Raw genomic sequence first — 5,664 nt, forward strand, 5'->3', positions numbered from 1 at the left:
TTTGAGGTGTGGATGATCTCCGCAATCTGCTGTTGCGTCAGCCCTTTCTTCCGGTAGCGCAACACTTCCTTCTGGCGATCGGTGAGCAGACCTTGTTTCATCAAATATATATGGACGGTGTAAATTTAAACACTTTCCCTTAACCCTCCCCGTCATTGGACGGGATTTTCGTGGCATTTCAAAACGTTTATATGAGAACTTGGTGATACTATCGTGTTCTCAAATTTTGAGAGGTGTTAAAGTGGTTGTAAAAGTTGGAATTGCGAAACTGGGAAATATTGCCAGTGGTGTAATGGGTGAACTTCTTCTCGATGAGCGCGCCGACCGTGAGGACATGATCACCTTCATGGCGACCTCCGGCACGAAGCTGCAGCCCGAGGATATCGAGCGTGTGGTCAGCAATATGAAGGCATGGGGCCCGGACTTCTGTATCGTCGTTTCCCCGAACGGCGTCCTTCCCGGACCCACCCAGGCCCGTGAAGACCTTGCAGCGGCCGGGATCCCCTGCATCGTCATCACCGACGATGTCACCACCAAGAAGGAGCAGTTCGAAGCGCTCAAGGCGAGCAACTTCGGCTACATCATCATGAAGGCCGACGCCATGATCGGCGCCCGCCGTGAGTTCCTCGACCCCATCGAGATGGCGGACTACAACGGGAACCTCGTCAAGGTGCTCGCCCTCACCGGTGCGTTCCGCAAGATGCAGATGGAACTCGACAAGGTCATCGACCAGGTGAAGGCAGGCAAGAAGGGCGCGGACCTCGCGCTCCCGAAGGTCGTCATGACCTCCGACAAGGCGGTCGACGGCGAGTTCAGCAACCCCTACGCGCTCGCGAAGGCCCGTGCGGCCTACGAGATCGCACAGTCGGTTGCGGGCGTCAACGTCAAGGGCTGCTTCATGACGAAGGAGTGGGAGAAGTACATCCCGATCGTCTCGAGCGCCCACGAGATGATGCGCCAGGCCATGCTCCTCTGCGAGGAGGCACGCGCCCTCGAGAAGGGTGTCGACGGCGTTATCCGCAAGCCGCACAAGAAGACCGGCGAGATCGTCTCGAAGACCGCCCTCATCAGCAAGCCCGAGTAACCTCGGCACCACTTCTTTTTTCGAGTTTGTAGAGTGCGTTACCCGGTAGAGGGTATGCCGTCTGTCTTCGTTGACAACGGGACAAGATCTGGAAACCACGGGATTTTGAATCACCAAGTTCAGTGGATATTTCAGGGTTCAGACAGGACAGGGGAGGGGGGAAACCCCCTCCCCGTCAGCCCCACAGCGAAACCCTTTGGGTTTCTCGAACTCCTGTCCTGTGGACAGTCGTTCCCCCAATGGCGATATGCGACTGGCCGAAGGTGCGACGTTCCTCTGGAACGGAGTTTGAGCACCGCAAGGTGCGGGGGCAGGAGCACGAGCACCGAAGGTGCGCAGGCCACCACGGTCCACTGCACCAGGGCTTTCCTCACTACAGTCGCGTTATTCGTCGAAACTTAAAGACACCTAATCCTCCGAGAAAGATACCACTCACACCTGACGGTGCTCGTGCTCCGGACGTCCCGTCCATCGCATATCGCCACGCACTGCCCCCCCTCGGGGCGGGGAACGACGCTCCGCTAGGAGCGGAGTTGAAGCACCGAAGGTGCGAATGAGGAGGCCGGGAGGGGTGGGGCATACAGTATGAGCATCTTCCTGCCAGGAGGGAACATCCATTCGCACCAGACGGCGCTCACGCTCACTGCGTTCGCAGCTCGAAGAAATCCGGTCATCAACCCTTAGCCTCAGGCTTCGTGTTACTCAGCCCCAGCGTTGCGACCGCACACACGGACCCTACCAGTAGTACTGAATCGCCGAAAGAAAAGATCGGCCCGAGAGGCGTGTAAGGAGTTTGCCGCGCCTCTTCACGGCGAAAAGATCATCATCCGCTCTTCGGTCATCTCCTCGATTGCGTACTTCGGCCCCTCGCGCCCGATGCCCGAACCCCTGACCCCGCCGTAGGGGGCGTGGTCCATCCGGAACGTCGAGATGTCGTTGACCACCAGGCCGCCGACCCGGAGTTCCTCAAACGCCTGCGCGATCCTCCGGGAATCGTGGGTGAAGATGCCCGCCTGCAGCCCGTATTCGGTGTCGTTCGCGAACGCTATCGCTTCTTCGAAGGTCTCGTAGGGGGCGACCGTCACCACCGGGGCGAAGACCTCGGTCCGGTTCACCGCCATATCCGGTGTCGTGTCGACAAGGATCGTCGGCTTGAAAAGTGGGCCGTCGCGGGTTCCGCCGACGAGCACCTTCGCGCCGCCTGCGACGGCGTCCTGGACCTTTGCAAACGCCGTCTCCGCGGCAGACGCCGAGATCATCGGCCCCACGTCGGTGCCGGGCTCGCGCGGGTCGCCGGCGGTAAGAGCGCGGGCCCGCTCGACGAGCAGCGCGAGCGCCTCCTCGTAGATCGGGCGGTGAAGGTAGACCCGCTGCACCGCGATGCAGGTCTGGCCGGCGTTCGAGAAGGCGCCGGCGACGATGCGGCCGGCCGCGAAGGGGATGTCGGCATCTTCGTGAACGACCACGGCCGCGTTGCCGCCGAGTTCCAGCCCGACGCGTTTTTGGCCGGCGATCTCCCTCAGATGCCACCCGACGGCCGGGCTCCCGGTGAAACTCACGCAGGCGATCCGGTCGTCCCGCACCATTCGCTCCGCAAGATCGGTGCGGCAGGGGACGACGCTGATTGCTTCGGGCGGGATGCCGGCATCAAGCGCCATCTCACCGAGCATCAGCGAAGAGATCGGGGTGGCCGACGCAGGTTTGAGGACGACGGAGTCACCGGCGGCGATGGCCGGTCCCAGTTTGTGGCAGGCAAGATTGAGCGGGAAGTTGAACGGCGTGATCGCGAGCACCGGGCCGAGCGGGAACCGGCGAAGGCAGCCGATTCGCCCTTCCCCGGCCGCGTTCCAGTCGAGGGGAAGGATCGTGCCGTCGATCCGGCGCGCTTCCTCGGCGGAGACCTCGATCGTCTCCCGTGCACGCACGACCTCGCTTTCGGCGAGAACGCGGGTCTTCCCCGCTTCGAGCATGATCGTCCCGGCAAGTTCGGCGGACCGTTCCCGGATGAGATCGGCGAGGTTGTAGAGGATCTCCGAGCGCCGGTGAGCCGGAAGGCGCCGGGTGAGGGAGAACCCGCGTTCTGCACAACGGAGGGCGTCCTCGACGTCGTCGCTCCCGGCAAGGCAGACCCGGCCGACAACCTCCCCCGTGTAGGGGAACCGGACGTCCAGGATATCGGTGCTTGTTCGCCATTCTCCACCGACCAGGAATCCGCGCGGCTCTGTCATGAAAAGGAGTTACCGCCGGCACACAATCAACTTTTCGCCCGGAAGAGCGCGCCCAGGTCTTCGGGGAGTGTCAGGATGACCGGTTCCAGGTGCAGCCGCTCCATGAACGCCGAGTCGCACATGGAGAAGGTGTTCGGGTTTAACCGTGCGATGATGGAGCAGAAAGCACGATGGCCCTGCCCGGCTGTTCCGGGGGCATCAAAAAAGATCGAGGCGTTGAAGGCGTGCGTGCCGAGGCTCAGGTAAAAGTCGACGACACGAAGGATTCCTTCGGCCAGAGGGTCGATATACGGTTCGAGTTCCTCAAGCGTCGATATCGGGAGGATTCCCCGCACCTCACGCTCGCCGAGGGGGACGGGGGTTGCCGACCAGAAGATCTCGTCTTCAAAGAGAAACCGCTCCGAGCAGCGTTCGCGCTCTACGAGATCGTCCCAGTAGAGACGGCCGCGGTCGGCGAGATAGCGGCGGCCACCGGAGATGTAGAGGTCCGCAAGGCGGGTGGGCTCCGCATCGGCGATGCCCTGCAGGTGCGGGTGGACGATGCTCGCACCGGCCGACGGGAGATGGTTCCAGTTGATGCTTGCATATCCAGGAGTTCGAGCGAGGGCCTGTGCCGTGCCGGATATGGCGTCGGCGAGGTGCCTCGCATCGAACCGGCCGGGTGCGTGATCGGGTGTGATCACCGTGACCACGTGGCGCCCGGCGAACGGGTAGAGGTTAGGGAACGTCACGCTCTCCCCGCACCGGAGCCGGCTGCCGTCCTCGAACGTCGGGGTGGAGGTGTCTATGGCGCCGGGGCAGAACGGACAGCCGTCGCGAGAGTCCGGCATGGCAGGGGCAGTGTCGATCTGCCTCTCAACACGGACGGGACTGATCCGGCACCGGATACCGGTGAGCGATTCCCGGCGGTACTGGAGAACCCCCCGTTCAGTCCGGATCTCGTGGGTGGTGAACATAGCCCTTTATACACCGGTTGGCGCGCCGAGCGTATAAAACCCTGTCCGGATTGCGGATGGTGACGCCGGAGACCACGGCGAGACCCGGGAGTACCCCGGTCGGTCCGAACTATCCGGCAACGGCGTAAAAAAAAAGCGATCGTGGTTTCCCGCCTCAGACAATGTACTTGCCGAGGAGGCGGATGGAGTTGGTCATGTCGGGGCCGAGCGGCGAACCGAAGATGATCTGGGTAACTCCGGACTTTGTGAGGTCTTCGCACTTCTGCTTGACCATGTCGGGGGTTCCGGCAATGGTGAAGGCGTCGATCTCCGCGTCGCCGACGAGTCCGCCGACGGTCTTGAAGTCGAAGCGTCCGAGCGCTTCCTTGATCTTCGCGACGTTGTCCAAGTTGAGTCCGTGGCGCTGGAGAAGCGCGGGCGGGGAGCCGGCGGCAATGAACGCGGCAACAATCTTTGCGGCGTTCCGGGCCTTCTTCTCGTCCCTGTCGATGGACATGGCGGTGTAGGCGCCGACGTCGAACTTCTTCTTGTCGACCGCTTCCATCGCCTTCTTGATGATCGGGATGGCAACTTCGAAGTCCTTGGGGTTCGAGGCGTTGATCAGGGCACCGTCACCGATCGTTCCGGCGAGCTCGAGCACCTTGGGCCCCTGGGCACCGATGTAGACCGGAATGCCCTTCTTGCCGGGCAGGGTGACGCCGGTCAGCTTGGCGCCGTCGTAGTCGAAGAATTCCAGGTTGCCGCTCTTCTTGACCTCTTCGCCGGCGAGGAGTTTCCGGATCTGCTCGACGCCTTCCTTCAGGTGGCCGACGGGCTTGACGGGGTCGATCGCGAGCTTCGGGAGCGTCGAGAGGTCGCCGGGCCCGATACCGAGGACGGCACGTCCGTCGGAGATCTCGTTTAAGGTAGCCATAAAGGATGCAATGGCTGCCGGGGTGTCGGTGAACGTGTTCATGATGCCCGGGCCCATCTTGATCGAGTCAGTGTTTGCCGCGATCATGGCGAGGGTCGGGTATGCATGACGGTTGTTGTAGTGGTTCGTGATCCAAGCGTAGTCGATATCCTTCGACTCTGCAAGCTTGGTGTAATTCACCACCTGCTTGACGTTGATTGCTCCGGGCACAAATTCAATTCCATATGTAGTCAAGGCTATACACCTCATTGAGTAGTTACGTGCCGGGAGTTATATATATTATCATTTTGTGCTCTCCAAACGACACGTACTGCACAGGTAGTGCAAAACGGAGAGGTGTAAAGGGTTCTCCAGGACATCTGGTGATTCTTCTTCCTTACCTCCCAGGGGGCTTCAGCAGGGGGAAGTTAAACCGGAATATTTAAATATCCGGTTTCCGTGATTGAGCGCGATTCCGCCTCCCCGGAACGTACAGAAATATAT

At 61.2% G+C, this 5,664-nt stretch carries 5 protein-coding genes; 1 reads left to right on the top strand and 4 read right to left on the bottom strand.

Annotation, left to right across the window (positions count from 1 at the left end):
• Positions 1–101, bottom strand: a 101-nt coding sequence (locus tag EI28_RS10950) for a LuxR C-terminal-related transcriptional regulator (protein ID WP_048114819.1), incomplete at its 3' end; no start/stop codon positions are given.
• A gap of 140 nt (positions 102–241) precedes the next feature.
• Between EI28_RS10950 and EI28_RS10955 the strand changes: the two genes are divergently transcribed.
• Positions 242–1,084, top strand: a complete 843-nt coding sequence (locus tag EI28_RS10955; protein ID WP_048114821.1) for a F420-dependent methylenetetrahydromethanopterin dehydrogenase — start codon at positions 242–244, stop codon at positions 1,082–1,084.
• An 806-nt stretch (positions 1,085–1,890) separates the two neighbouring features.
• On the opposite strand, the gene EI28_RS10960 is transcribed toward EI28_RS10955, so the two are convergent.
• The 3 genes from EI28_RS10960 to EI28_RS10970 all read right to left on the bottom strand — a co-directional run bounded on the left by EI28_RS10960 (position 1,891) and on the right by EI28_RS10970 (position 5,430).
• Positions 1,891–3,312 (bottom strand): aldehyde dehydrogenase family protein, encoded by a 1,422-nt coding sequence (locus EI28_RS10960; protein ID WP_048114823.1) that lies wholly within the window; start codon positions 3,310–3,312, stop codon positions 1,891–1,893.
• A 26-nt stretch (positions 3,313–3,338) separates the two neighbouring features.
• Entirely contained in the window at positions 3,339–4,268 is a 930-nt protein-coding gene (locus tag EI28_RS10965) for a galactose-1-phosphate uridylyltransferase (protein WP_048114825.1), read from the bottom strand.
• Between the two features lie 154 nt (positions 4,269–4,422).
• A complete protein-coding gene (locus EI28_RS10970) occupies positions 4,423–5,430 on the bottom strand; it encodes a 5,10-methylenetetrahydromethanopterin reductase (RefSeq protein WP_048114827.1) in 1,008 nt (335 codons plus the stop codon).
• Positions 5,431–5,664: the final 234 nt, after the last annotated feature.

The sequence above is a fragment of the Methanoculleus sp. MH98A genome (genome assembly GCF_000691865.1).
In the GTDB taxonomy this organism is placed as follows: Archaea; Halobacteriota; Methanomicrobia; order Methanomicrobiales; family Methanoculleaceae; genus Methanoculleus.

Coding starts and splice junctions, on each gene's coding strand:
- EI28_RS10970 (WP_048114827.1), bottom strand. CDS start 5,430: ATGAGGTGTATAGCCTTGACTACATATGGAATTGAATTTGTGCCCGGA.
- EI28_RS10965 (WP_048114825.1), bottom strand. CDS start 4,268: ATGTTCACCACCCACGAGATCCGGACTGAACGGGGGGTTCTCCAGTAC.
- EI28_RS10960 (WP_048114823.1), bottom strand. CDS start 3,312: ATGACAGAGCCGCGCGGATTCCTGGTCGGTGGAGAATGGCGAACAAGC.